The following is a 25217-nucleotide window of genomic DNA, read 5'->3' as shown; positions in this document are numbered from 1 at the left end:
CGGCACGCCCGGCACACTGGCGGCAACCATGCCCCCTGTCGCAATGGGGGTGCCGACGGACGACCGCAACCCCCATCAAGGCGCTCGATCCTCCACTACGGAGCCCAGGGCGACGCGGGCCTGACCCGGGGCCGGGAGATCATGGCTGTCGGCCCCGTCGCGGTCGCACTCTTCGGCCTCGGAATGACGGGCCGGTACGACCGCCAGAGGCTGCACCGCGTGCGCGGAGACGAAGCCCGAGGAGACCGCCACCCCGGCGCAGCGGGATCCGCACTCATATACCGGCTCGGCCGTGGGCGGCGTCGGAGAGCACCCCGGCACGCGCCGTAAACCGATCGGTTTTCAATTGGCCGGAATCGAGTTAACCTCGCAATATGACGACCGAGGCGAAGTCAAGTCCCCGAGAGCGGCTACTGGAGGCAGCGGCCACGCTCACCTACCGAGACGGTGTCAGCATCGGCGTCGACGCGCTGTGCAAGGCGGCGGGGGTTTCGAAGCGTTCCATGTACCAGCTGTTCGAGAGCAAAGGCGAACTGCTGGCGGCGAGCCTGGAAGAACGCGCCTCCGCCTACGTGGCGACACTCCTGCCCGCGGCGGACGACAACCGCTCACCCCGCGAGCGGATCCTGCACGTCTTCGACCAGCTGGCGTCGCAGGCGGGTGCGCCCGACTTCCAGGGCTGTCGATACCTGGCCGTGCAGATCGAGCTCAAGGATCAGAGCCACCCTGCAAGCCGGGTGGCCCACCGGGTCAAGGCGGACCTGGCAGCCTTCTTCCGCACCGAGGCCGAACAGGGCGGGGCGAGCGACCCGGACCTGCTGGCCCGGCAGCTGATCCTGGTCTTCGACGGCGCCAGTGCCCGCGCGGGAATCAAAGCCGACACACCGACGGGACTCATCGCCCCCACGGTGACCGTCCTGCTCGATGCGGCGGGCATGCGCTGAAGCACCGCGCCCACGAGCAGTCTCGGCGACGGATGCGCTCGGCAACTCGCTGCCGACCTCCGCTGACCGGCGCAACTCCCAAGGTCCGCGGCCTCGTTGACGTCAGCACCCAGCGGCAGGTGCACGGCCTCCCAGACATCCAGGCGACCGGACGGACTTGGTCGACATCCCGAAGGAGAGTCTCGCCACTCGGACTTGCACGCGAAAACCGATCGGTTTACGGTGATGAAACTGATCGGTTTCTCGCCGTGGAGGCGAGTCTCAAGAACGAGACCTACGAGGAGTGCCGGATGACGACCAGCGCGCGCGGCGTCGAGGGGCAGTCGGCGGAACCCAGGCTTCCGGCGAAGCTGGCCGCGCACCCGTCGGTGGAGGCCGTCCTCGCCCGCCGCCGAGCCGGCGAGTTCGCGAGCCCGGCGCCGGTGATCGACGCGGCCTGGCTGCGCGAGCTGTGCCTGGCGGCCGGCGCGGACGACGCGGCCGCGGTGAGCCTGGACCACCCCGACCTGGCCGGCGAGCGCGCGCATGCGCAGTCCGCGCTGCCGGGCACCCGCACCCTGATCGCCATGGCGGTCCGGATGAACCGCGACAACTGCCGCTCCCCCGCCCGCAGCGTGGCCAACCAGGAGTTCCACCAGACGGACGAGCAGGCCAACCACGCCGCCCGCACCGTCACCCGGGCACTGCAGGACGCCGGCTACCGCGCGCTCAATCCGTCGGTCGGCTTTCCCCAGGAGATGGACCGCTTCCCCAGGGAACGCATCTGGGTGGTGGCACACAAGACGGTCGCAGTGGCCGCCGGGCTCGGCGTGATGGGCCTGCACCGCAACGTCATCCACCCGAAGTTCGGCAGCTTCATCCTGCTGGCCACCGTCCTCGTGGACGCCGAGGTGAGCGAGTACGGACAGGCTCTGGACTACAACCCCTGCATCGACTGCAAGTTGTGCGTCGCCGCCTGCCCGGTCGGCGCCATCGCCAAGGACGGCGAGTTCGACGGGCTGGCCTGCACCACGCACAACTACCGTGAGTTCATGAGCGGGTTCACCGACTGGGCCCAGACCGTGGCCGACAGCCAGGACGCCGCCGACTACCGCTCCCGGGTCACCGATTCCGAGAGCGCCTCCATGTGGCAGAGCCTGAGCTCACCCCCCGGCTACAAGTCCGGCTACTGCGTGGCCGTCTGCCCCGCCGGCGAGGACGTCCTGGGACCGTACCTGGACGACCGAAAGACCTTCATGGACACCGTGCTGCGACCGCTCCAGGACAAGAAGGAAACCCTGTACGTCCTCCCTGGCTCCCCTGCGCAGGAATACGCCCGGCGCCGCTTCCCGCACAAACCGGTGAAGGAAGTCACCGGCGGCTGGCAGCCCCCGGCGAAGCGCGCCGCATCCTCCTGACCGGGCGCACTCCACCCGATCGCCCTGCGGAAGAGGCTGTCGCTCATGCCTGCCGTCGATCGCACACGCCCGTACCCCTTGGCGAACGCCCTCGCCGTCGTCGGCGACTACTGGAGCCTGCTCGTACTGCAGGAGGTGTCCTTCGGCGTACGACGCTTCAACCGGATCACGGCGAACACCGGCATCCGCCCCAACGTGCTGGCCGTCCGACTGAGGAAACTCGTCGAACACGGCGTCCTGTCGAAGGAGTTGTACGAGGCCCACCCGCCCCGCTACGAGTACACGCTGACGGAAGCCGGACGTGAACTGCAGCCGGTGCTGCTCGCCCTGACGGAATGGGGAGAGCGCCATGCACCCCGGTCGGAACTGCCGACCGAGCGCCACCACGACTGCAGCGCGACGCTTCGCCCACGGGCGACCCGCGACACCTGAAGCGGGCCGCCCGCACCCTGTCGGGCGTTTTGCGACTTGAAATCTTGAAACCGATCGGTTTACGGTGGCAGAAACCGATCGGTTTCCCGCGGGGAGACCGTCTGAGTGCGATCTGGGTGCCGTCACCTCGGCAGCCGGGGCCTCGATGGAGCCGTGAGCGCTCGCCAGACAGCGCCCGCCGAGTCAGGAGGCCCGCCGTTCTGTGTTGTCGAGACCGGAGTGAGTCATGAGCGGGCTTCATCCCTTCCGCATATTGCGCACCAAACCCCTGTGGATCGCCAACGGCATCATCACGGGCGTACTCGCGCTGCTGTTCACCGTGTTCTACGTCGGCGCCAACATCGACCCGGTCGGCCACATGAAGCACCTGCCCGTCGGTCTGGTCAACGCCGACAAGGGGGCCACCGTCGCCGGCAAGCAGATCAACCTGGGGGCGCAGATCACCGGGTCGATCAAGAAGTCCACCGCGGGCGGGGACAGGATCGACTGGAAGGTGATGGAGGCGGCGAAGGCGAAGGAGGAGCTCGGCAAGGGCGAGCTGTTCGGCGCGCTCGTGGTACCCGCCGGCTTCACCTCCTCCGTCACGGCACTGAGCGGCACCACGACCACCGGAACTCCGTCCCGCCCGACGCTGACGGTGCTGACCAACCAGTCCGCCGGCAGCATCGGCTCCAGCCTGGCCCGGACGGCGACGACGACAGCGGCCGAGAGCGCCTCGCTCCAGGTGGGCAAGGAGCTGACCGCACAGAGCAGTGCAGGGCAGGCGCAGCTGCCCGTCGCGGCGCGCGTCCTGCTGGCCGACCCGGCCGCCGTCACCGTCGAGGACGGCCACCCCCTCGACTCGCACAGCGGCCTGGGCCTGACAGCGTTCTACTACGCGCTCACCCTCGTGGTCGTCGGCATGCTCTCCGCCAACGTCCTCAGCGGCCAGGTCGACCACGCCCTCGGCTACACCCACAACGACATGGGCCCGCTGCGTCTGCACCGCCCGCTGATCCGGGCGACCCGGGTCCAGACCCTCGCCATCAGCACCACCCTCATGGCCGGACTGTCCCTGCTGTTGGGCACCCTGGTCATGGCCGGCGCGGTCGGCATCATGGGCATGGACGCCGCCCACCTGCCCCTGCTGTGGCTGTACTCGGTGTGCGCCATCGCGGTCTCCGGGATCGGCGCGCTCACCCTCCTCGCCGTGTTCGGCACACCCGGCATGCTGGTGGTCACGCTGGTCTTCATCGGGATGGCGGTGCCGACGGCCGGCGCCACCACCCCCATCGCGGCACTGCCCGCCTTCTACCGCTTCCTCGCCGAGTTCGAGCCGCTGCGGCAGATCACCGGCGGCATCCGCTCGATCGTCTACTACGACGCCCAGGGCGACGCGGGTCTGACGCGGGGCTGGGTCATGATGGCGGCCGGACTCGCGGCAGCCGCACTGTTCGGCTTCGGCGTACTGGGGTGGTACGACCGCAAGGGACTGCACCGCATCCCGGCGGAGACGACGCCCGACAAGACCGCCGTCCCGGCGTAGCGGAGGTCACCCAGGACGGGGCCATTACTCGGAGTGGCCCCCGGTGTGCGCCGCCGTGCCGGGGACGACAGGCGCGCACACCATCACGGCTCGGCGACGGTCCTTCCCCCAGGCCGTCGCCGAGCCTGTGCCCGGACCCACCTGAAAACCGATCGGTTTTCATTTCGTCCGCTTCGGGTTAACCTCGCGGTATGACCACCGAAGTGAAGCTGAGCCCCAGGCAACGGTTGCTGGAGGCGGCGGCCACCCTCACCTACCGGGACGGCGTCAACATCGGGGTCGAGGCCCTGTGCAGGGCGGCGGGGGTGTCGAAGCGCTCCATGTACCAGCTGTTCGAGAGCAAGGACGAACTCCTGGCAGCGAGCCTGAAGGAGCGCGCCTCCGCCTATGTGGCGACCCTCCTGCCCGCGGCGGACGACGGCCGGTCACCCCGTGAGCGGATCCTGCACGTCTTCGAGCAGGTGGAATCCCAGGCCGGCGCCCCCGAGTTCCGCGGCTGCCGGTACCTGGCCGTGCAGGTCGAACTCAAGGATCAGAGTCACCCCGCGAGCCGGGTCGCCCATCAGGTCAAGGCGAACCTGACCGCCTTCTTCCGCACCGAGGCCGAGCAGGGCGGGGCGGGCGATCCCGATCTGCTGGCCCGGCAGCTCAGCCTGGTCTTCGACGGCGCAAGCGCCCGCGCCGGAATTCAGGCCGACAACCTGACCGGGCTCATCGCGCCCACGGTGACCACCCTGCTCGACGCGGCAGGCGTGCGCTGACGCACCACCCGCCCAGAACACTCCCTCACCTCTCGGCACCCTGGGGAAGCCCGATGGCCGCAAGCGTGTTGCCGAGCATGCCGCACGCGAAGAAGCTCGCGGTCTCGTCGGCGTCGGCGCCCAGCGACAGGTGCACGGTCTCCCAGATCCTCATCCAGCCGGCCCGGACGACCTCGCCGATCAGGTCGTCACCCTGCGCCTCTGCGGCCGCCACCGCGACATATCCCTGCATCTGCATCAGGAGCGTTTCGGGGCGCGTCGAGATCAGCTGCACGTAAGCGTCCGTCATGGCCTGATGAGCCCGCTCGTCGCCCTCCATTCCGTCGGCCGCCCTCTCGAAAGCCAGCCGGGTGTCGTCCATGCTCCGCACCAGCGCCGCGACGAAGATCGCCCTCTTGTCCGGGAAGAGCCTGAAGAGATACGGCTGCGTGACTCCGACCCGCTGGGCGATCGCCGCCGTGGACGTGCCGTGGTAGCCCGTGCGCGCGAACTCGGCGACCGCCGCGCGGATGACACTCTCGCGCCTCTCCTGCGCGCCGATCCTGCCCATGTCGCCACTCCCCTGCTTGAACTTGCACCCGGAAACCGATCGGTTTACTGTAGCGGAAACCGATCGGTTTCGAGTGAGTGCGGGAGTCCATGATGACGACAGATCGGCCAGTGGCACTCGTGACGGGTGCGTCGTCCGGCATCGGCAAGGAAACCGCGCTCGCGCTGGTGGCGGCGGGTTTCGAGGTCGTCGGAACGGGCCGCGACACCTCGCACGTCGCCCCGCTCGGCGGTGTGGCGTTCCTCGACCTCGACGTGGTCAGCGACACCTCGGTCACCGCCGCGGTCCAGGAGGTGACCGAGCGGTTCGGGCGGATCGACGTCCTGGTCAACAACGCCGGCGTGGGCTCGATGGGTGCGGCGGAGGAGACCTCCGTCGAGCAGGCCCGGTCCGTCTTCGACATCAACGTCTTCGGGGTCATGCGCATGGTGAACGAGGTCCTGCCGCACATGCGCGCTCGGCGACGCGGGCGCATCATCAACATCTCGTCCGTGCTCGGGTTCCTGCCCCAGCCCTACATGGCCGCCTACGCCGCCTCCAAGCACGCGATCGAGGGGTACACCGAGTCCCTGGACCACGAGATCCGTGACCACGGCGTCCGGGCGCTCATCGTCGAACCCGCCTACACCAGGACCGGATTCGAGGCCAACAGCGCGAAGCCCGAAACGCCCCTGCACGTGTACGCGAAGCAGCGGCAGACCGTCGACCGCGTCATGGCGGAGGCCGTCCGGGGCGGCGACGCCCCCGCCGTCGTCGCCCGGGCGATCGTCACGGCGGCAACCGCCCCGAAGCCGAAGCCTCGCTACACCGCCGGCCCGCTGGCCGGACGCGCACGCATACTGCGCCGCCTCGCTCCCGCCGGGGTCTTCGACCAACAGATCCGCAAGATGAACCAGCTGACCGACTGACGCGCGGGCGCCGCCCGGGCTTTCCGAACAGCCGTCGACACGCTGCTTGAACAAAAGGGCCCACCGACTCCGTCGGCGGACCCTCACGAAAGGTCGAGGCTAAGGCTTGAGCACCGCCAGTACCTCGTCGAGCGAAACGTCTGCAGGGTCACTCATATCGGACCCGTCGAACGTCTGCCAGATATAGGACGCCGTCCCGCTCTCCCGCAGCGGATGCAAGTCGGCCAGGTCCGGATCGTCGCGGAAGCTGTTGAACGCCTCTTCGGACTCCCATTCAACGAGAAACAGAACCTGCCGTGGCGCGAGGTCACCGGCCACGTTGTCTCGGAAACGGCCAAACGCCACCATTCGACCACCATATTGCGGAGCCGCTTCGGGCAGACGGCTGAAATACGCGAGGTATTTCTCCAAGTCGACCACGTCAAACATATTCAGGGCGTAAAACTTCTTCTTCTGCGAATTCCCACTCATTGCCAATACCCTCTCCGGTGGCCGGCGGTTGCGTGCGCCCCCCAAGGCAGTCATGACTGCCCCCAGAATCGGAAACCGATCAGTTTCAAGAATAGTAAACCGATCAGTTTCCCAATGCAAGCTCAAACGTCAAGCCAATCCCCGCCGCTTCGGCAGGTGAGCTCGGGCCCGGGGGTGGCCACGGACAGGCTCTTCGCAGCCGTCCTGGCTGACACCGACGCGGAGACGTCAAAGCCTTCACCGTTCGATTCTCGTCGCCCGCTCCACGATCTCCGTGCTGCGCCTGCGAAGTCGCTTACACAAAGCAGCAGTTCACGATGGGCTGACGTACACGTAGCGACTGTCATGCACGGGGCTGCACGGCGAGGTCGGTGAGCAGGCCCCGTACTCGGCCCTCGATCTCGTCGCGGATGGGGCGTACGGCGTCGACGCCCTGCCCTGCCGGGTCGTCCAACTTCCAGTCCAGGTACGTCTTTCCGGGGAAGACGGGGCACGTGTCGCCGCACCCCATGGTGATCACGACGTCCGACGCCTGGACGGCCTCGACGGTCAGGATCTTCGGGGTCTCGGCCGAGATGTCGATGCCGGCCTCGTTCATCGCCTCGACGACAGCGGGGTTGACCGTGTCGGCAGGGGCCGAGCCGGCCGAGCGGACCTCCACCGCGTCGTCGGCGAGGTGGGTGAGGAAAGCGGCGGCCATCTGGGAGCGGCCGGCGTTGTGGACGCAGACGAAGAGGACGGAGGGCCGGTCGGCGGCGGGAGTGCTGCTCATGCTGGGGACTTCCTGGGCGGTTGGTCAGGGAAGGAGGGGGGCGGCGAGTCCGGGCTCGCTGTGGAGGGCGGAGGTATCGGCCCGTGCGGGAGCCGGACGCCCGAAGACCGCTGCCACGAGCGCCAGTCCGAGTACGGCACCGGCCACCTGGGCCGCTATGAACGGGGCGACCGAGCCGGGCGCGATGCCGGCGAACGTGTCCGTGAAGGCCCGGCCGATCGTCACGGCCGGGTTCGCGAACGACGTGGAGGACGTGAACCAGTACGCCGCCCCGATGTACGACGCAACCGCGACCGGAGCGAAGTGGGCACGGCCCACTCGGGCAAGGCCGAAGATCAGGAGTATCAGGCCGGCGGTGGCCACGATCTCGCCCAGCAGGAGGTGGCCGGCCGAGCGGTCGTGCGTCGACCACCTCACCAGCGGCTTGCCGAACATGGCGTCGGCCAGGACGGCACCCGCTGCCGCACCAGCGATCTGGGCGGGGACATACGCGGCCACGTCCCGCGCCGTGAGCCCGTCGTCTGCACGACGATCGGTCAGCCAGGCGGCGAGCGTGACGACGGGGTTGAAGTGGGCCCCGGAGACAGGCCCGAGCAGCACGATGAGCACGCCCAGGCCGAACACGGTGGCCAGCGAGTTGGCGAGCAACTGGACGCCGACGTCCCGGGACAGCCCGGTGGCCTGGATGCCGGATCCGACCACGACCGCCACCAGCGCCGCCGAACCGACGGCCTCGGCCAGGGCACGGCGTCCCAGCGAGGCGCTCACGCGAGCGCCTCGGCGGCGGTCGGGGCCTTCAGGAACACGGCGAGCCGGTCCAGGGTGCCGGGCAGCAACCAGTAGTACACCCATGTGCCGCGCCGCTCGCAGTCGATGAGACCGGCCTGGCGCAGAAGCTTGAGGTGGTGGGAGATCGTCGGCTGGGAGAGATCGAAGGCCGGGGTCAGCTCGCAGACGCAGGTCTCGCCGCCCTCCCCACGCGAGGCGATCATCGACAGCAGGCGCAGCCGGACCGGATCACCCAGGGCCTTGAACACCTTGGCCAGTTCGGCCGCCCGCTCGTCGTCGAGCGGTGCCGTGGACGCTCCGGTGCAGCAGTCGGCGTCCTGGCCGATCACCTCGAGCTCTTGTTTCGACATACCTCTATGTTGACGTTTTTCGATCCAAGGCGCAAGGTTGAATCAACGAACTTCAATACAGGCCGTTCCGGGCACCGCCGTGCCCGGTCACCCAGGAGTGAAGTGATGAACGAGCAGTCCACCGACCTGCGCGAAACCGTCCGCCGGCGCTACGCCGCCGCAGCCGTGAAGGTCGCCGAGGGCGGCACCGCCTGTTGCGGACCGCAGCCGGTCGAGGTCGACGAGAACTTCGGCTCCACGCTGTACGCCGCCGACGAGCGCAGCGTCCTGCCTGCCGAAGCGGTCGCCGCCTCCCTCGGCTGCGGCAACCCGACCGCCGTGGCGGAACTGCGCGAGGGCGAGTACGTCCTCGACCTCGGCTCCGGCGGCGGCATCGACGTCCTGCTCTCCGCCCGCCGCGTCGGTCCGACCGGCAAGGCGTACGGGCTCGACATGACCGACGAGATGCTCGCCCTGGCCCTGGCCAACGCCGAGAAGGCGGGTGCGACCAACGTGCAGTTCCTCAAGGGCAGCATCGAGGCGATCCCGCTCCCCGCGCACAGCATCGACGTCGTCATCTCCAACTGCGTGATCAACCTGTCCGTCGACAAGCCCGCCGTCTTCGCCGAGACCTACCGCGTCCTCAGGCCCGGCGGCCGTATCGGCGTCTCGGACGTCGTCGCCGATGACGAACTCACACCAGAAGCGCGTGCCGAGCGCGGCGACTACGTCGGCTGCATCGCCGGCGCGCTCTCCTTCACCGAATACAGGCAGGGACTGGAGGCCGCCGGCTTCATTGAGGTCGAGATCACCCCGACCCACCCAGTCGCCGACGGCATGCACTCCGCCATCGTGCGCGCGGTCAAGCCCGCCGACGCCGGCGAACCGGCCGACTCCTCCGCCGGAGCAGACGCATCGAATTGATCTGGGAGATCCTTGACGAGTGCCGCCCTCACCCGTCTTGCCGAGCAGCGCCGAGAGCAGGAACACGAAGATGCAGAATCCGTTCAGGGACGGCGGTCCGCTCGACATCGCCATGGGACTGCTCGGTCTACTCGTCTCGCTCGCTCTGTTGTGGATGGGCATACAGATGGCCCAGAACGGGCGCGCGTGGTGGTGGCCCCTGACGGCCGGCGTGTTGGTCGTCCTCAACCTGCATGGCCTGTACCGGCGCCGCCCGTCGAAACGCCAGAGCCGTCCGTAGACACGGCCCGCCGACCTGATGGGCACGGGTGACGGCCGGGCGGTCATCAAGAACACGGTCGGGGAGGTCTCCGTACTGGACCGGGGCCAGTCCCTTCCCGCCACCGTGCTGGCCTCCGGCCTCCAGGACTACAACGGGCTCGTGGGCGTCTCGGGCCGGTATGCGGCCTGGGGTGGGCCCACGCCCGCGGGTGAGGGCCTGTCGGTGGCGGACCTGGACACCCGGAAGGTCGTGCTCACCCGTACGGGCGCGGCCGGTGCGGTCCCCTCCGCCCTGTGGGGGGACACGCTGTGGGCGGCGGCGAGGGACGGCAGTGTCACGGCCACGGAGGTGAGTTCGGGCACCACGATCACGTCGTTCCGGGCGGTCTGCAGCGGCTGCGGGGTGGGCGGCTTCCAGGCGGTGGGACGCTGGGTGTACTGGTCCGAGTCCTGCAATTCCCCGCAGGGCAGCGTGGAGAAGGCCTTTGTGTACGACACGCGCAGGAAGACGCTCATCGCCGTGCCCACCGGCGGAGTGACACGCCTGGGCGACGGCTTCCTGGTCACGCGTGACTCCACGTCCGGAGCGCTGACCCTCACGGACGTCACGAGCGGCTCCGCGGTGAGCCGGACCGTGGCGGCCAAGGCCGGAAAGTGGGACGTCGATCCGTACACCGGCCTGGTCGGCTATGTGGACCCGACCTCACAGGACATCCACGTCCTGCGGAGTGGGGTCCACGCCACGGACATCGCGGTCCTGGGAGCGAGGACGGCACCTTCGGTCGGCCTGGTGGACCCGTTGTCCTCGTGGGAGGGCACGTGGTGGCTGTCGAAGCCGGCCGCGTCGTGGACGCTGGTGCTCAGGAACAAGGCGACCGGGGCCACCGTGCGCACACTGTCCGGTGGCGCCGCGCAGGACGCGGTCCGTACGTCGTGGAACGGCAGGACGTCGACGGGTGCGTATGTGCCGAACGGCACGTACAGCTGGACGCTGACCGTGGCCCCGGCCGACCGGCAGGGTGCGTCGGCGACGGTGTCCGGCTCGCTGAAGCTGACCGGTGGGGCCGCGGTGAGACGCGACCATGTCGGCTCCGACGGCATCGGTGACCTGCTCACGCTCACCTCCCAGGGTGCGCTCTCCTTCCAACGGGGCGACGGGGCCGGGAAGTTCTCGACGAAGACCTCGGCTTCGGGATGGCCGGCCTCGATCACGGCGGTGCCCTTCGGAGACCTGAACGGTGACCGGTGCAATGACGTGCTCGTGCGGTTCAGCAGCGGTGCGCTGCGCGCCTACCGCCCGGGCTGCGGCAAAGCACTGACGACCTCCACGCCGTACACCACGCTGTCAACCTCGGGCTGGAACCAGTACAACGTGCTGACCTCACCGGGCGACATCACCGGTGACGGCCGGGCGGACCTGATCGCCCGGCAGGCGTCCACCGGTGACATCTACCTGTACAAGGCCACGAGCAGTGGAAAGCTCTCTCCGCGAGTGAAGATCTTCTCCAAGTGGTCCGGTCACAAGAAGATCATCGGCGTCGGCGACCTCAACGGTGACGGGCACGGGGACCTGCTGGCGCAGGACACGTCGAACAGGCTGTGGCGGTACCCGGGCACGGCGGCCGGCGGCTTCGGGGCGCGGGTCGAGGTGGCCGAAAACTGGGGTGCCTCCTACAACGTCGTGGTGGGCGTCGGCGACATCACCGGCGACGGGAGGGCCGACATCGTCTCCCGCGACACCTCCGGCAAGTTGTGGCGCAACAACGGCGACGGCAGGGGCTCCTTCGGTCCTCGCACCGCAATCGCCGCTGGATGGCAGGCCTACAAGGCCCTGTACTGACCCACCCGTCACACCACCCCTTGGTAAGAGTCGGTTAAGATCCGGCCACTTGTGCGAGGGCGGGGGCCCTCGTAGGGGAGGGAACTCAACGTGGGCAGACACGCCCTGAGACGGGGCGGGCCTGCCGCCGTCGTCTCCTCGCTCGTGGTGGCCGTCGTGGCCGCGTCCGTCGTCGTCCTGCCGGAGGGGGGCGGCTCCGCGCAAGCGGCCGAGGCCGACACCACCGCGATCACGCTGGTCGGCCCCGGCTCCATCACGCCACGCACGGACCGCCCGTACGTCGCGGGCTCCACCGGCTTCCTGCACCGGCAGACCGGCAGGACCGGACTCCTGTGGACCGACTACACGACCGGCCGGACCGTCACCGTCAGGAACGCCGACGGCGTGTACACCCCTGGCACCGGCTGCACCTACCTCGGCTCCCAGTGTCGTGACGCCTGGTACGGCTCGGACAGCGACCTGGTCGCTCTGCCGACCACGGCCAACGACGCGTACGCCACCCTGTGGGATCCGGCGACGGCCACCTCCAGGAAGGTGAGCTGGAACGGGTCCGTCCAGTACGGCCAGGGGTACTACCGGGCCCTCGCGGGCGACACGATCGTCACCACCAACTCCCTGATCGACAAGGTCGACGGCGCGTGGCGCACCCGCAAGGTCACCGGTGACGCGACGAACGTGGGGAGCGAAGACGTCCTCGCTGCGGACTCCTCAGGCGTGCTCGTGGCGAACGGCACCTATGGCTCGCTCCACTACATCGACATCGAGTCGGCCGTGAGCACCAAGGCCTTCGCGGGCGCCACCACCAACTCGACATTCCTGATGAGCGCGGACCGCGTGGGCTGGTACTACAACGGCACCGCCGAGCTGCACCTGAAGTCCCGCACCGACCTCACCGCGGCCGAGCAGGTCGTCACGCTGCCCGCCAACCCGGGCGCGCTCGACGGCGCCCCGGTCCTGGTCGGCGACTGGCTGCTGCTGCCGCTGTCCTCCAGAGACCTCGGCTCGAAGCTCCTCGCGGTCAACGTCACCGACCCCTCGGTCCAGCAGACCCTGCTGGCGAGCGCCGGCGAGTACACATTGGCGGCCGGTGACGGAAGCGCGCTGGTCACGGGTGGCACCGACGCCACCGACTGGTGGGTGCGGCGGGTGAGCCAGGCCGAGGACGGCACGCTGAAGCTGGAGAAGGTCCAGCAGGCCCCGGCGGTGGAGAACGCCAAGACGGGCATCGCGCTCAGCCGCGGCAGCCTGCGCGTCGTCGAGGACGACCCGAACGCCACGGCGGACACCACGTCCGTGCGCACCCTCACCACCGACGGCTCCGCCACGCTCACGGCGTCCGAGGCCACGGCGAGCGACTCGATCTACGACGCCCTCTGCCCGTACGAGGGCACCACGTGCAAGGCGCTGTGGGGGAACCTCGACGCCCGGGACGTCTACCTCGACGCGAACGGCGGCACAGACGAGGGCGAGAGCGGCGGCGACGACCGGCTGAAGGAGATCGGCGGCCACTACCTGGACTTCGGCGGCCAGGGCGGCCACATCGTCGACGTCTCCGACGACTACGCCGTCTTCGACTCCGGTGGCACCACGCCGACGCAGTACGTGGGCGAGTTCGGCCAGGGCGAGAAGCTGAAGCGGTCCGTGCGCGCCGCCGCCCTGAACGGCTCCACCCTGTGGAGCGCCACCACCACCGTCGGCAAGCTCACCTCGTACGGCATCCCGCAGGAGAAGACGCTCTCCACGGTGACCGTCCCGGGCCTGGCCTGCGTGCCGAGCGAACTCCAGGCGGCGGGACGCTGGGTGTACTGGGCCTGCGGGACGGACTCTGCGGGCGTGTACGACACCCAGGCCGGTACGTCGACGGCGGTCACCCCCGGCGACGTGCTGCTCGGCGACGGCTTCACCGTCCGCCACGACCATGGCGCGGGCACGCTGGTCCTCACCGAGGCTGCCACGGGTACCACGCGCACGATCGCCTCCGACCTGGCCGACAAGGGCCTTGCCGTGGACCGCCGTTACCGTTGGACGGTCGACGAGTACACCGGCCTGGTCGCCTGGTTCGACGACTACGAGCGCACCCACGTCACCACCACGGGCATCACCCCGTCCGCCGTGACGGCCTTCGACACCTCGGTCGGCGACTTCGTGTCCACGGGGGTGTCCTTCGACGGCACCTGGGTGCTGTCCCGCCCGGTCACCTCCTGGTCGCTCACCTTCACCTCGGTCCAGAGCGGCGCGAACGGCAAGGTCACCCGCACCATCACCGGCGGCGCGACCCCGGCGCGAGTGAGCACGAGCTGGAACGGCAGGACGGCGAGCGGCAGTTACTTCCCCAACGGCCACTACACCTGGACGCTGAAGGCGACCGGCCTCGGCACCGCCACGGCGAACACGGTGACCGGCGGCGAGGGCTACCTCCAGCGCGGAGCCGCGGTGCGCCGCGACTTCGTCAGCCCGGAGGGCCCGGACGGCCGTGGTGACCTGCTCACCCTGAACTCCTCGGGCGGCCTGACCTTCCACAGCGGCACAGGGACGGGCAGGTTCGGCGACAAGTACACGGGCACCGGCTGGCCCACGACCGTCACGGCGGTCCCCTTCGGCGACCTCAGCGGCGACCGCTGCAACGACGTCCTCGTCCGCTACAGCAGCGGCGCGCTGCGGCTGTACAAGCCGGGCTGCGGGGCAGCGGTCAAGCCGTCGACGTCGTACACGACCCTCGGTACCAGCGGCTGGACGCAGTACAACGCGCTCACCTCGCCCGGCGACGTGAGCGGCGACGGGCGGCCGGACCTGATCGCGAGGAACTCGTCCACCGGAGCGGTCTACCTCTACAAGGGGACCAGCGACGGCAAGCTCGCCTCCCGCGTCAAGCTCTACGACAACTGGAAGGGCTACAAGAAGATCGTCGGCACCGGTGACATCACCGGCGACGGCAAGGCCGACCTCCTGGCCCAGGACACGTCCGACAACCTCTACCGCTACGACGGCAAGGGCGACGGCACGTTCGCGGCCCGCGTCAAGGTGTTCTCGAACTGGGGCGGCTCGTACAACGCGGTCGTCGGGGTCGGCGACATCACGGACGACGGCAGGCCGGATCTGGTCTCCCGCGACACCAGGGGCAACGTGTGGCGCAACAGCGGGGACGGAAAGGGCTCGTTCGGTCCGCGGGCGCAGATCGCGAGCGGCTGGAGCGGCTACAAGGCCCTTTCGTAGGCGGCGAGTCCCGCCCCTCAGGCGGGCCGGGTGGGGGCCCGTAGTTCGGTCTTGTATCCGCCCTGGGGGGTGGGTTCGGCGGTGAGGGTGCCGTCGAGCAGTTCGGCGCGTTCTCTCAGGCCGATCAGGCCGTGCCGGGCGCTGGGCAGGGCGACGGAGGCGCGGGTGGGGGCGGTGTTGGTGACGGTGACGCCGAAGTGCTGCGTGTCGTGCCACAGGCGCACCTCGGCGCGGGCGCCGGGGGCGTGCTTGCGTACGTTCGTGAGGGCTTCCTGGACCGTGCGGTAGACGGTGCGCTGGGCGGTGGTGCTGATGCCGGCCGGAAGCCCGCCGGACAGGGTGGTCTCGATGCCGCTGTTGGCGATCAGCTGCTGGAGGTCGGCGAGGGTGGGCTGGGGGGTGAGTTCGGTTTCCCTGCCGCCGGAGGCGCGCAGCAGGGTGACCATGTGGCGGAGTTCGTCGAGGGTGTTCACGCTCAGGGTGCGGATGGTGCGGGCGGCATCCCGGGCGGCGGTGTCCTTGGCGGCGACCTGCAGGGCTCCGGCCTGAACGGCGATGAGGCTGACCTGGTGGGAGACGACGTCGTGCATCTCGCGGGCCAGTTGGGCGCGTTCGCGGGCGAGGACGGTCTGGGCGTACAGGGCGCGTTCGTGTTCGCGGGCCACTTCGACCTCGACGAGCTGGCGGGCCACGTCGTGTCTGGCCTGCACGAGCTGGCCGCACAGGATCGGGGCGAAGGCCGTGGCCAGCGTGTAGACGAACTGGATGAGCGTCCAGGTCTGGTCGCCGGAGAACGTGTCGGACAGGGGCCAGGCGAGGGTGCTCGCCGCCGCGTTCAGCAGGGCGCAGCCGGCCAGCAGCGGGCGGTTGCGGGTGCTCGTGGCCAGTGTGTACAGGGCGGCGATCGGCGCGACTGCCACGTCCATGAACAGGGTCATGGGCAGTGTCAGCAGGAAGACGGCCAGTGGAAAGCGCCTGCGCAGGAACAGTCCCGCGCAGCCGAGGGCGGCGCAGGCCCACATGAACGGTGTCGCCTCGTCGTCGAGGTTGATCCAGGCGTCGAGCACGGCGAGCACGACGAGGCCCGCGTCGACGGCCCAGGGCGGCACCCGCCGCCACAGTGCCTGACCCGTGCTCATCGTCCGTTGCTCCGTGCCGGGTCGGCGCCGTCGTCGCTGAGCAGTCCGGCCCGCTCCGCGAGGAGCGCCGCCTGGACGCGGCTGGAGACCCGGAGCTTGGTCAGGATCGAGCTGACATGGTCCTTGACGGTGCCCGCGCTCAGATGGATGCGGGTGCCGATGTCGGCGTTGGACAGTCCTTCCGCGATCAGGACGAGGACGTCACGTTCGCGGTCGCTGAGCAGATTCACGCGCGCCACATCCGCGTCCTGGGGCGCGCCCGCCCCCGGATGGCTGCGCAGCAGAGCCCGCGAGGCTTTCGGGGAGAGCACCACCCCGCCCGCGGCCAGGGTGCGTACGAGGTGGGCGAGTTGTTCGGGCTCGGTGTCCTTGAGCAGGAAGCCCGCGGCTCCCGAGCGCAGCGCGGTCACGATGTACTCGTCGGTGTCGAAGGTGGTCAGCATGGCCACCGGCGGCGGCTCGGGCAGCGTCTGGATCTCCCTCAGGACGGTCAGGCCGTCCACGTCCGGCATGCGGATGTCGAGGAGCACGACGTCCGGCTGCTCACGCCGGATCACGTGGGCGGCCTGCGCTCCTTCCGCGGTCGCCACGACCTGGATGCCGTCGGAGGCGTTCAGGATCAGCTCGAACCCGGACCGCACCAGCGCCTCGTCGTCCACCACCACTACCCGGATCACCGGCGTTCCGCCTCACACTTGTCTGCTCTGTCCAGCTTCTCGGCGACCCGTGCACCCCGCCTCGGGGCGTCCACGTTCTCTTCGGTGATCGCCTGCTGACGACAGTACGTCCGGCAGGGCACGCGACGGTCGGGCCGCTGCGGACACCCGCCACCCGGCAGGCCGGTTCCAGCCGGTCGGGGGGAGCGCTCCGGCCCGTCGGCGGGCGGGTGGGCGAGGCTCGGCGGACGGTGGGGCTCCGCCTTGGAGATCGGAACGCCGGCTCGACGGCGAGGTTGTCCGCCGACCCCAGCACGGCTTCCCACTTGGCGCTGCGCACACCATGGCGATACGCCCTGCGCGCCGCCGCCTCGACGCGAGCGGTCTCCCGCTCCTCGGCGCCGGACGCCTTCACCGTACGGAACGCGCCGAAGACCCGCTCCAGGCAGGTGGACATCTCCCAGACAGCCGCCTGGGAACGCTCGGTGGCCTGCCCGATCTTCGGAATCACCAGCGCGGCACCCACACCGACGACCGCGACCACGCCAAGCGTGACGCCCAGCAGGACGGCATCGAGGAACGCCATCACCACGACCGCCGCGACCAGGGTCACCGCCCCCGTCGCCGCGGAGACCACCGCCTGGGTGCTGACCGCCCGCAGCAGCGTGGTGTCGGAGGTCACCCGGGACATCAGATCGCCCGGCTGCATCCGGTCCACCTCCGCAAGGCGCAGCCGCAGCAACCGTCCGATGAGGCTGCGGCGGGCGGCGAGCACCACCAACTCAGCCGTCCGTTCCAGCACATGGGCACCGAACGCCTCGGCCGCCGTGCTCAGCAGCACCAGCACGGTCGGTGCCGGCAGGACGTTTCCGATGGTGCCACCGGACGAGAGCCGGTCGACCAGTGCCTTCGTGGCCAGCGGCTGCAGCAGCCCGGTGATCACAGAATTCCTTTCCTACGGGGCCGGCCGCGCACCGCGTCGGCGGCTGCGACGGCCCTTCGTCGGGCGCCGGCTCAGTGGACCAGTGAGGCCGCTCGCGTGGCGAGGATGTGCACCCCGGCTTCGTAGAACTCAGGACGGACCACGAACAGGACACCGGCGCCCGCCACCAGCGTCAGGCCGAGAAGTTCCGACAACCCGCCTCTGCCACGTGTGATCTCACGGCCCGGCACGTCGATGCCGGCCGATGCCTCGAGCACGGTCTCGGGCTCCTTGGTGTGAACACGCTGTGTCATGCCTCCAGCCTGGGCGCCCGGCCGCTCTCCGCACATCCGACGACTGTCGGGTCCACCCCCGCCGAGTGGCTGGGGAAGAACATCAACTCCACCCGGCGACGACCTGTGAGTCCGGCTCGTCGGTCCCCGCGGAGCCAGGGCCGTCGGCAGCCGACGGGGGCGGGCCGGTCAGGGACCGGGCGATGGCCATCGAGCCGCCGCCGTGGAGCAGAACGCTGCCGAGCACCGTCAGGGTCATGGCGTACAGGGCGGTGTCGGCGTACCGCCCGTCCGGCAGGGCGTTGAACGCGAGCAGGCCGAACACGATGGAGGTGGTGCCGCGTGGTCCGAGCGCGCCGACCATGAGCCGTTCCCGCCAGGTGAACTTCGAGCCGAGGAAGGCAAGCATGATCGGAAGGATGCGCACGACGGTGAGCGCGGCGGCGCAGAGCACGACGGTGGGCCACTGGACGCCGTCACCCACGGCGAGCACCACGGCGTTGCCGAAGAAGAACCACATGCACATCGTCATCATCGAGTTGGTGTCCTCGATGAGCTGGAAGTCCGAGGCGTGGGGAGCCGAAGCGCCCCGTCGGCGGACCGGTGCCTGCCTGACGTAGCGGAAGGCGATCCCGCACACGAACGAGGCCACGAAGCCATTGCCGTCCATCGCCACGGTCACGGTGTAGGCGAGCAGTGGTGTGACCAGCACGACGACCCGTCGGGACTGCTCCGTCATCCACTCCGCACGGTCGGCCAGATTGATCAGCCACGCCACCAGCGCCCCCACCACGAAGCCGGCCACGAGTGCCTTCAGCGCGAACGGCACGGCCGTGCCGAGGGCCTGCACGGGTGTGCGGGTGACGGAGTTGGTGCCGACGAGGATCAGTGCGAACAGGAAGAGGGGCGACACGATGCCGTCGTTGTAGCCGCTCTCCACGTTGAGCACGCTGCGCACCCTCGCCGGGATACGCCGGTCGCGGACCAGCGTCTCGGCCGGGGCGAAGTCGGTCGGGACGACGATGCACGCGATGAGCAGCAGCAGCGCGACCGGCAGTCCGGGCAGCAGCAACGTCCCCAGCAGCACCATCGTGATCAGGCTCATCGGCAGGGCCACCAGCAGGGCCCGCGCCGCGGAGCCGGGGTCGTTGCCGAACAGTCGCCCGCCCGGCAGCTCGGTGGCGTCGACGAACAGCAGGACGGCCAGGATGACCTCGGCCACATGCTGAGCGACCTCGGAGTTCAACGTGGCGGCGATATGGCTGTGCGTGAACACCCCCGTGACGACGCCCGCGAGCACCAGCACCAGAGGAGCCCGCACATGCCGTTGTTCCAGCCGGCCGGCGACCAGCGACCAACCGGCCACCACCGTGGTGATCACAATCAGGACAGAGATCATTTGAATCCGCTTCAGAACTCGGAACAGACCAGCGGCCGCCCCCGGCCCCTGCTCCGACAGCTCAGCAGCTCCTCGCCATGCCCGCCCGGCGCCGAACCGGGCGCTGAGTGAATATCGGGGATCGAGTGGTGGTCAGGAAGCATCGTTGCGGGGCTCGGCCGATGTCGCGTGGAGCAACGAACAGGATCATTTTGCGTTTCCTCTGCCTTGCCCATCCCGCAGTCGGCTGCTCCACCCCCGCCGATCGGCGGGGCCGGACGGCCCGGCAACGGAGTCAGAGGCGGCGGGCCCCGCGCAGCCCTTGGGCGTAGTAGCCGTCACCGTCGAGCCGTGAGGTGCCGCCCTTGTCGCCCATGGTGGGGCCGCCCGCGTTCTTCCGGCTGGAGATGAAGCGCGGGTGGTCGTCGGTGTCCAGGCCGAGGTAGATGCCGACGTGGCCGATCCGTCCGCCGGGCAGCTCCCGTGTTCGGAAGAAGACCAGATCGCCCGGCTGGAGCTGCTGGATGACAGCGGGGCGGCGGCCCGCGAGGGGGATCACGGGTACGCCGAGCCGCGCGTGGGCGATCGCGTCGGCGGTCCGCTGCAGTCCGCTGCCCGCCGCGCTGTCCCGGCTGTTCAGCGGAAACCCCGAGCGGTATCCGTACACCAGCCGGACATAGCCGGAGCTGTCGACGGAGCGCGAGCGGTCCTTCTCGGGGCGGCGGGTGACCGCGTCCGGGAAGGTCCAGGGGATGCCCAGGTAGTCGTAGAAGTCCGAGCCCGTGCGCCGCTTGTCGCCGACGGCGCCCGGTGTGTAGCGGGCGGCACCGCGGTAGGGGACTCCCGCCGCCGTCTTCCGGGCCGGGGCGCCGGCGATGTAGTCGAAGGCCGTGGCGAGGAGGTCGGGATCGCGGCTGCCGAGCCGGGACCTGAGCCAGGTCCTGAACCAGTCGCTCTGCTCCGCGCCACGGGCCCATGCCTTGGGCAGCAGCCGCACCCAGCTCCTGGTGACGACCCGGGCAGCCGTCGTCCGCGGCTCCGCGAACGACCTGCTGGGCCCTGTCAGTACGGCCGTACGGGCGCCGTCGGTGAGCGTGGCGACGATGCTGCCGTGCCGGTCGCGGGCGACCGTGCGGGCGGGGTTGCCGATCCGCTCGAAGTGCAGCGGGCCGCTACCGGCCCGGATCACGGCACCCGGTGATGCCTGTGATGCCGGTACTGCCGGTGTTGCCGTCGGCTGATCGGTGCGGTGCCTGAGCTGCAGGGTCAGTAGGCAGCTCGCGGCGAGCAGGACGGCTGTCACCAGGGACAGGACCGCGTTCCTGGGCAGGGAGAGCTTCCGGATTCCGGGCAGGGGGCGTTTCACTGGGCAACTCCGATGGGCGGGAAGGAGAGAGGGCGCCGCATGTCGGGAAGGGGGCGGCTCATGTCGTGGGCAGGGCGCCCAGCAGCAGCCCGGACACCAGAATCACGTACGCGGCGAAAGTGACCGCGCAGGTGGAGAGCACCGTCGCTGCCTTGGGCTGCCTCTGCAGCTGGTAGGCGATGAGACCGGGCACGATGAACCCGAGGGCCTGATGGGCGAACAGCAGGGGGAACTGCTGCTGGAGCACCAGGGAGAGCCCGGCCTGGAGCAGGACACCGGTGAGCACGACGGCGGCGAAGAGCCGCTTGCCGTAGAGGATGACGAAGCGCTGCAGCAGCTTGGTCAGCAGGTAGGTCAGGGCTGCCACGGCCGCGACCATGGCGGCGCGCCGCAGATCGCCGACGAGGGTGAGGGCGAGCCAGCCGGGGGTGATCATGCCGCCCGGTGAGAGGTTCGTGGTCAGGTAGCACAGGAGGGAGAAGACCAGACCGAGTGCGATGCCGATGGCGGCGATCTGGGGTGTGACTACTGCGGGGATCAACGGGAAGCTCCCTGGGAGGAGTTGTGGTGGGCGCCGGGTGATGTGGTGGCGTCGGCGGGGTCGGCGTCGGGGTGTTCGGGCGCGAGTGCCGTGAGCCGCTCCAGGAAGAGTTCGCCCTGGCCGTGGATGTTGCCGATGGCGACGAGCGAGGAGTCCGGCCCCAGGTGAGCCAGCAGATCCGTGATGAGCCGGTCGGGGTCGCGGCGGTCGCCGCCGAGATCGACGACGTTCCCGGTCCAGTGGGCGGGTATGGCGTCGGCGGCCGACTTGGTGGGGTGGCCGATGAGGAAGACCGTCTCCGGGTCGAGCTGGGGGATGAGCGCGCCCATCTGCCCGTTGCGCTCCACACGGTCGGGACGGCAGTTGATGACGACGTGCAACGGACGGTGGATCGCGCCCAGTTCGAGCAGCTGCGTGATGTTCATCAGCGTCGACTCGGGATCGTTGGCGGCGAAGACGTTCGCGAAGCGCAGCCCCTTTCCGTCGGGGGTGCGGTACCGCTCGACGGACAGCACTCCCGGGTCCGGTGGCGCCTCGTACATGCCCTTCAGCGCGGTCGCGCGGTCGACGCCGAGCAGTTCGGCGACCGCGAGTGCGATGGCGACGTTCTCCTTGAAGGTGAACCAGCTGAAGCCGCGCAGTTCCTCGTCGGTGACGGTTTCCGGGTCGGCGTGGACCAGCTCGCAGTTCCGGGCGTCGGCCTCCTCCTGGAGGATGTGGAAGCGCTCCTTCTCCGCGGTGACGCAGACGCCGCCCTGAGGCATGGACCGGCACAGCGAGCGGGCCACGTCGTCCAAGGTCGGCCCCATCTCTTCGAGATGGTCCTCGCGGACGTTGCAGAGCACGCCGATGGTGGAGCGGATCAGCTTGGTCTGGTTGATCTCCTGGAGTGCGGGCATGACGGCCATGCACTCCATGACCAGGACATCGGGCCGGTAGCCGGCGGCCCGCCGGACGATGCCGATCTGCTCGACGACGTTGGCGATGCCGAACTTGCGGTAGACCGGCTCCTCGGTGGCGTCGGGGTGGATGAACCGGGCCGCGGTTCCCGTGGTCTTGGCGACGGTCACCAGGCCGCTGCCGCGCAGCGCGCCCGCGCACAGCCGGGTGATGGAGGACTTGCCGCGAATGCCGTTGACCAGCACGCGGGTGGGTATGGCGGCGAGTTTCGCGTCATGGCGGCGCTGTTCGACGACGCCTGCGACGAGCAGGCCGGCGCAGCACACCGCAAGGACGCAGTACAGGAAGAGCACGGCGGGTCAGCTCCTGGGACCGGGGCCGGACAGGGAAGGGGAGGCGGTGGGCGCCCCGTCCGGGGAACCGGACGCGGGCTGTGTGTTGGTGCGCGGGAGTCGCTGTCTGATCAGTTCGAGGCTGCGGGCGAGGGATCCCACCTCGTCGTGGTGGCGCGGGTAGAGCACCGTTCGGCGGTCCCCCGCCGCCAACGCCTCGGCGCCCCGGGCGACTTCACGCAGCGGACGTACGACGACGAGGTGCAGCCAGCCGAGGCAGAGGGCGCCCGTGGTCACCCCCAGCAGACCGACGAGCATGATCCGCCGCTGGGCCTCGTACTCGGGCAGGCCGATCCAGAACACCGGCCTGATGGAGGCGACGCTCCAGCGAAGTGCGCTCGCGACGCCCCGCTTGTCGTTGAACGGCGCCACAGCGGCGACCGCGGGATCCCTCCAGCCGAGCAGCAGCTCGGCGGAGCCCTTGGTGTTGCGGACGGCCTTCAGCTGGGCCCGCAGCCGGCCGTCGGAGACTCGCCCGAAGGCCACGAACCCCTTGTTGGAGGCGATGACCCGATGCGCGGAGTCCACCAGCCACACCGAGCCGAGACCGGGCCGGCTGAGGATGCCGGCCAGGTACTGGACCTTGAACTCGCCTACGACATAGCGGTGTTGGGACTTCGCCGACGCACCCTTGACCTGCTGGGCGGCCACGGCGGCGAGCACCGGTTCCGTGCCTGAGGTGTTCGTCTGCATGACCCCGGGCCTGATGCGGGCCTTCTTCGGGGTACGGGGTTCGTCGCCGGCGCGGGCGAGGATCCTGCCGGCGCCGTCGACGACGTACAGGGACCGGTATCGGCCGTGCTGCTCCAGGGATCTTTCGAGGGCCTTGCCCGCCTCCTCCGACCGGGAAGCGCCGACCACGGTGGCGAGATGGGCGAGATCCGCGTATCCGTCGTTGATCCCCCTGCGCACGCGATCGGCCGTCGTCTGGGTGCGTTGCCGCTGGTCGTCGGAGATGAGCCGCGGTACGACCGCGGCCGGGCGCGGCAGGGTACCTGCGAGCGTCAGCAGCATCGACGCGGGCCAGGCCAGCAGAGCGAACGCACACACCACCAGGACGGTGCGCAGTCCGAGCCGACGTCGGCCCTTGCCCGTCCCGAGCAGAACACGCCCCTTGGCCGGTGGCTGCGCGACCGTCTCCTGCGACGGCCCGCCCCTGCCGCGGAGTTGGAGGCGCAGTGCCTCCAGCGCGGTGCCGACCCGGGCGGGTTCCCCGAAGCGGGGCACGCGCACGGGAGTCGTGAGGTCGCCCGAACCGATCCTCTGCGCGTCGCGTCGCAACCGCAACACAGGCCGCTGCACCATCATGTGGAGGGCGACGGTGACCCCGGCCGCGAGGGTCAGCAGCACGGCCGCGGCAAGGAGGGCGAGACGAAGATCGCCGGTCCCGGCCCCATGACGCTCGGTCCGCACCGTCGTGACGACCGTCAGCCCGAGCGAGCTGCTCGGACTCTCCTTCGTGGCCGGCCCCCGGGCCACCGAGGCGTACCCGACGGCGGTACGGGCGTTGCCGTCCGCCGCCCCGACGAGACTGCCGCTCGGACCGTCGAAGCCGCCGGCGGCGGCGGTGTCCGACGGTGCCTTGCCCTGCGCCTCGCGGGCGGCGGTGCCGGCCAGTGCCTTGGCCCGGTCGGTGCCGGATCCCGGCCCGGCCGAGGCGAGAGTGGACCCGTCACGGTCCACGACATCCAGCGTGTGATTCCTGCCGACGGAGATTCCCGGCGGCTTCAGGCTCTGGGAGGCGACGAGCAACTCCTGCCTGCCGCCCTGCGACAGCGTCGCGAAGGCCAGCAGCCGGGTGACGCCCGAGTCGTCCCGCACCAGTCTCGGAGGCGGGTTCGCCGGCAGTCCACGAAGGTTCACCTTCCCGAGCGGCACGGCCTCGCCCTGCGAGGCGAGCAGCCGACCGGTGGCCAGGTCGACGACGGCGGTACCGCGCCATTTGCGGTAGGTGCGGTCGAGGCGGGTCAGCATTCCGTCCGCCGGTACGGACTTGGAGCCCGCGAAGTCCGCGGCCGCCGCCCGCAGATCGGTGACGCTCTGGTCGACGGAGCCCTGCAGCGCGACCGCCCCGTCCTCGGCGATGTGCTGCTGGGAGCTGAGGACGGCCTCGGGAACGCCCCGTTCGGCATCGCTCCCGACGGCGAACACCGTCAGACCCGCGACGAGCGCCAGCAGAACCGGCAGGGCCGCCAGTGGCGGCCGCACACCTCCCAACACAGCCATGTCCGCCCGACGCCGAGCCGGGCCCTGCGTGGATATCGGGGATCGAGTGGTGGTCAAGAAGCATCCTTTCCGAGCTCTGGCGATGTCGCGTGAAGCAACGAACAGAAGTTCTTGACCTGCCTGACGACGGGAATGCGTCGCCGGTTTATCGGGGAGGTGTGACGGTACTCACCCACTGGCGACAAAGCGCCGTTGCGCGCATTGCATAAAGAGCATCACCACTCCTCTGACCTGCTGGTTTGCAGGATTTTGGGAGTGGATTCGATGGCCGAAAAGTTCGGTTCGGGA

General features: G+C 69.8%; 23 protein-coding genes and 1 pseudogene. 10 read left to right on the top strand and 14 right to left on the bottom strand.

The window, feature by feature from the left end; translation table 11 throughout:
* Window positions 1-374: 374 nt before the first annotated feature.
* The 5 genes from IH68_RS0125735 (at window position 375) to IH68_RS0125715 (ending at window position 5059) form a co-directional block, all read left to right on the top strand.
* The gene (locus IH68_RS0125735; protein ID WP_030939408.1) at window positions 375-944 is read left to right on the top strand and encodes a TetR/AcrR family transcriptional regulator; all 570 of its coding nucleotides are present in this window, start codon (window positions 375-377) and stop codon (window positions 942-944) included.
* Window positions 945-1234: 290 nt separating this feature from the next.
* The gene (locus tag IH68_RS0125730) at window positions 1235-2341 is read left to right on the top strand and encodes a 4Fe-4S binding protein (protein ID WP_051833735.1); all 1107 of its coding nucleotides are present in this window, start codon (window positions 1235-1237) and stop codon (window positions 2339-2341) included.
* Window positions 2342-2386: 45 nt separating this feature from the next.
* Window positions 2387-2773 (top strand): winged helix-turn-helix transcriptional regulator, encoded by a 387-nt coding sequence (locus IH68_RS50135; RefSeq protein WP_051833726.1) that lies wholly within the window; start codon window positions 2387-2389, stop codon window positions 2771-2773.
* A 226-nt stretch (window positions 2774-2999) separates the two neighbouring features.
* A complete protein-coding gene (locus IH68_RS0125720; RefSeq protein ID WP_030939402.1) occupies window positions 3000-4298 on the top strand; it encodes a DUF3533 domain-containing protein in 1299 nt (432 codons plus the stop codon).
* 191 nt (window positions 4299-4489) lie between these two features.
* Window positions 4490-5059 carry a TetR/AcrR family transcriptional regulator gene (locus IH68_RS0125715; protein ID WP_030939401.1) on the top strand — a complete coding sequence of 190 codons (570 nt, stop codon included), beginning with the start codon at window positions 4490-4492 and terminating at the stop codon, window positions 5057-5059.
* 25 nt (window positions 5060-5084) lie between these two features.
* Here the strand turns inward: IH68_RS0125715 and IH68_RS0125710 are convergent, their stop codons facing one another.
* Window positions 5085-5609 (bottom strand): TetR/AcrR family transcriptional regulator, encoded by a 525-nt coding sequence (locus IH68_RS0125710; RefSeq protein ID WP_030939399.1) that lies wholly within the window; start codon window positions 5607-5609, stop codon window positions 5085-5087.
* Window positions 5610-5701: 92 nt separating this feature from the next.
* Here IH68_RS0125710 and IH68_RS0125705 point away from each other — a divergent pair, with 92 nt between their 5' ends.
* Window positions 5702-6517, top strand: coding sequence for an oxidoreductase (locus tag IH68_RS0125705; RefSeq protein WP_037885200.1), 816 nt, complete (start codon window positions 5702-5704; stop codon window positions 6515-6517).
* A 99-nt stretch (window positions 6518-6616) separates the two neighbouring features.
* Here IH68_RS0125705 and IH68_RS0125700 read toward each other — a convergent pair whose 3' ends face one another.
* The 4 genes from IH68_RS0125700 to IH68_RS0125685 form a co-directional block, all read right to left on the bottom strand.
* The gene (locus tag IH68_RS0125700; RefSeq protein WP_030939395.1) at window positions 6617-6988 is read right to left on the bottom strand and encodes a DUF1330 domain-containing protein; all 372 of its coding nucleotides are present in this window, start codon (window positions 6986-6988) and stop codon (window positions 6617-6619) included.
* A 343-nt stretch (window positions 6989-7331) separates the two neighbouring features.
* Entirely contained in the window at window positions 7332-7760 is a 429-nt protein-coding gene (locus IH68_RS0125695; RefSeq protein WP_030939392.1) for an arsenate reductase ArsC, read from the bottom strand.
* Between the two features lie 24 nt (window positions 7761-7784).
* Window positions 7785-8612 carry an aquaporin gene (locus IH68_RS0125690; protein ID WP_078912599.1) on the bottom strand — a complete coding sequence of 276 codons (828 nt, stop codon included), beginning with the start codon at window positions 8610-8612 and terminating at the stop codon, window positions 7785-7787.
* A complete protein-coding gene (locus IH68_RS0125685) occupies window positions 8525-8899 on the bottom strand; it encodes an ArsR/SmtB family transcription factor (protein ID WP_030939388.1) in 375 nt (124 codons plus the stop codon). The genes IH68_RS0125690 and IH68_RS0125685 overlap by 88 nt, the downstream gene beginning before the upstream one ends.
* A gap of 105 nt (window positions 8900-9004) precedes the next feature.
* Here IH68_RS0125685 and arsM point away from each other — a divergent pair, with 105 nt between their 5' ends.
* The 4 genes from arsM (at window position 9005) to IH68_RS51840 (ending at window position 15116) form a co-directional block, all read left to right on the top strand.
* Window positions 9005-9802, top strand: coding sequence for an arsenite methyltransferase (gene arsM, locus IH68_RS0125680; protein ID WP_051833725.1), 798 nt, complete (start codon window positions 9005-9007; stop codon window positions 9800-9802).
* A gap of 70 nt (window positions 9803-9872) precedes the next feature.
* Window positions 9873-10082 (top strand): hypothetical protein, encoded by a 210-nt coding sequence (locus IH68_RS0125675; protein WP_030939385.1) that lies wholly within the window; start codon window positions 9873-9875, stop codon window positions 10080-10082.
* 18 nt (window positions 10083-10100) lie between these two features.
* The gene (locus IH68_RS0125670) at window positions 10101-11903 is read left to right on the top strand and encodes an FG-GAP-like repeat-containing protein (protein WP_051833724.1); all 1803 of its coding nucleotides are present in this window, start codon (window positions 10101-10103) and stop codon (window positions 11901-11903) included.
* Window positions 11904-11993: 90 nt separating this feature from the next.
* The gene (locus IH68_RS51840) at window positions 11994-15116 is read left to right on the top strand and encodes an FG-GAP-like repeat-containing protein (RefSeq protein ID WP_051833723.1); all 3123 of its coding nucleotides are present in this window, start codon (window positions 11994-11996) and stop codon (window positions 15114-15116) included.
* 17 nt (window positions 15117-15133) lie between these two features.
* Here IH68_RS51840 and IH68_RS0125660 read toward each other — a convergent pair whose 3' ends face one another.
* The 9 genes and pseudogenes from IH68_RS0125660 to IH68_RS0125620 all read right to left on the bottom strand — a co-directional run bounded on the left by IH68_RS0125660 (window position 15134) and on the right by IH68_RS0125620 (window position 24986).
* Entirely contained in the window at window positions 15134-16255 is a 1122-nt protein-coding gene (locus IH68_RS0125660; RefSeq protein WP_030939379.1) for a sensor histidine kinase, read from the bottom strand.
* A complete protein-coding gene (locus IH68_RS0125655) occupies window positions 16252-16920 on the bottom strand; it encodes a response regulator (protein WP_078912598.1) in 669 nt (222 codons plus the stop codon). The genes IH68_RS0125660 and IH68_RS0125655 overlap by 4 nt, the downstream gene beginning before the upstream one ends.
* A 265-nt stretch (window positions 16921-17185) precedes the next feature.
* Window positions 17186-17845 (bottom strand): annotated as a pseudogene (locus IH68_RS0125650) (ABC transporter transmembrane domain-containing protein); the annotation flags it as partial.
* An 80-nt stretch (window positions 17846-17925) separates the two neighbouring features.
* Entirely contained in the window at window positions 17926-18147 is a 222-nt protein-coding gene (locus tag IH68_RS0125645) for a hypothetical protein (protein ID WP_030939373.1), read from the bottom strand.
* An 82-nt stretch (window positions 18148-18229) separates the two neighbouring features.
* On the bottom strand, window positions 18230-19525 hold the full coding sequence (locus tag IH68_RS0125640) for a cation:proton antiporter (RefSeq protein WP_051833722.1): 1296 nt from the start codon (window positions 19523-19525) through the stop codon (window positions 18230-18232).
* A 274-nt stretch (window positions 19526-19799) separates the two neighbouring features.
* Window positions 19800-20870, bottom strand: coding sequence for an NlpC/P60 family protein (locus IH68_RS0125635; protein WP_234341569.1), 1071 nt, complete (start codon window positions 20868-20870; stop codon window positions 19800-19802).
* Window positions 20871-20928: 58 nt separating this feature from the next.
* Entirely contained in the window at window positions 20929-21411 is a 483-nt protein-coding gene (locus IH68_RS0125630) for a poly-gamma-glutamate biosynthesis protein PgsC/CapC (protein WP_030939367.1), read from the bottom strand.
* Window positions 21408-22664, bottom strand: coding sequence for a poly-gamma-glutamate synthase PgsB (pgsB, locus tag IH68_RS0125625; protein ID WP_030939365.1), 1257 nt, complete (start codon window positions 22662-22664; stop codon window positions 21408-21410). Before pgsB ends, IH68_RS0125630 begins: the two co-directional genes overlap by 4 nt.
* A gap of 6 nt (window positions 22665-22670) precedes the next feature.
* Window positions 22671-24986, bottom strand: coding sequence for a HAMP domain-containing protein (locus IH68_RS0125620; protein WP_234341567.1), 2316 nt, complete (start codon window positions 24984-24986; stop codon window positions 22671-22673).
* Window positions 24987-25217: the final 231 nt, after the last annotated feature.

This window comes from Streptomyces sp. NRRL S-646 (assembly GCF_000720765.1).
Classification (GTDB): Bacteria; Actinomycetota; Actinomycetes; order Streptomycetales; family Streptomycetaceae; genus Streptomyces.
The sequence above is the reverse complement of the archived record's forward strand: the minus strand, read 5'-3'. Positions and strand labels throughout refer to the sequence as shown.